The sequence below is a fragment of the Rhizobacter sp. P3_B12 genome, assembly GCF_056402895.1.
Genome location: NZ_JBFUGN010001244.1, coordinates 1 through 1,517 on the forward strand (window position 1 = coordinate 1; position 1,517 = coordinate 1,517).

A 1,517-nucleotide genomic window follows, 5' to 3' on the forward strand; every position below is an offset into this window, starting at 1 on the left:
GTGTCCGCCAACTTCTGCGCATGCGGACGCAAGCCGCTGCCGTTCAATGAGGCGTCGGTGATTTCTTTGCGCAGCAGGCGTTGTTCGATGTGCGCGCTGCGAGGGAACAAGGCCTGGGGGTTTTCTTCTACATCCCGGCGTAGTTCGGCCCGCCGCCGCCCTCGGGCGCGACCCACACGATGTTCTGCGTCGGGTCCTTGATGTCGCAGGTCTTGCAGTGCACGCAGTTCTGCGCGTTGATCTGCAGGCGGTCCTGGCCGGCCTCGGTCTTGACGAACTCGTAGACGCCGGCCGGGCAGTAGCGCGCCTCGGGGCCGGCGTACTTCGCGAGGTTGATGCCCACGGGCACCGCGGCGTCCTTCAGCGTCAGGTGCGCCGGCTGGTTCTCGCCGTGGTTGGTGTTGCTGATGAACACGCTCGAGAGCTTGTCGAAGGTCAGCTTGCCGTCGGGCTTCGGGTAATCGATCTTCGGGCACTCGGCGGCCGGCTTCAGGCGGGCGTTGTCGGGCACGGTGCTGTGGATCGTCCACGGCGGCGCCTTGAAACCGAGCTTGGGCAGCAGCCACAGCTCGATGCCGTTCATGATCGACGACAGGAACAGGCCCTTCTTCATCCACTGCTTGGTGTTGCGCGAGGCCTGCAACTCTTCGTAGAGCCAGCTCTTCTCGAAGGCCTGCGGGTAGGCGGTGAGCTCGTCGTGCTGGCGGCCGGCGGTGACGGCGGCGAACGCGGCCTCGGCGGCCAGCATGCCGGTCTTGATGGCCGCGTGGCTGCCCTTGATGCGCGAGAAGTTCAGGAAGCCGGCCTCGCAGCCGACCAGCGCGCCGCCGGGGAACACGAACTTCGGAAGGCTCATCAGCCCGCCGCAGGTGATCGCGCGGGCACCGTAGCCGATGCGCTTGCCGCCTTCGAGGCAGGCGCGGATGGCAGGGTGGGTCTTCCAGCGCTGCATTTCCTCGAACGGGCTGAGCCAGGGGTTGCTGTACTCGAGGCCGGTGATGAAGCCGAGCGTGACCTTGTTGTCTTCCATGTGGTACAGGAAGCCGCCGCCGTAGGTGCTGTTGTCCATCGGCCAGCCGAGCGAATGGATGACGTGGCCGGGCTTCGCCTTGGCGGGGTCGATCTCCCAGAGTTCCTTGATGCCGAGCGCGTAGGTCTGCGGATCGCGGCCGTCGTCGAGCCTGAAGCGCGCGATCAGCTGGCGGCCGAGCTGGCCGCGAGCGCCTTCGGCGAACACGGTGTACTTGGCGTGCAGCTCCATGCCGAGCTGGAACTCGCCGGTGGGTTCGCCGTCCTTGCCGATGCCCAGGTTGCCGGTGGCGACGCCCTTGACCGAGCCGTCGGCGTTGTAGAGCACTTCGGCGGCGGCGAAGCCGGGGAAGATCTCGACGCCGAGGGCTTCGGCCTGCTGGCCGAGCCAGCGCACGACATTGCCGAGGCCGACGATGTAGTTGCCGGCGTTGTGCAGGCTGCCGGGGATCAGGAACTGCGGGGTGCGCAGCGTGCCGGCCTGGCTG

1 protein-coding gene is annotated in these 1,517 nt (G+C 67.1%); it reads right to left on the minus strand.

Annotated elements, in window-relative coordinates; genetic code table 11:
• Window positions 1-127: 127 nt before the first annotated feature.
• A partial coding sequence (locus AC1D01_RS34195) for an electron transfer flavoprotein-ubiquinone oxidoreductase (protein ID WP_477873903.1) occupies window positions 128-1,517 on the minus strand: 1,390 nt, incomplete at its 5' end.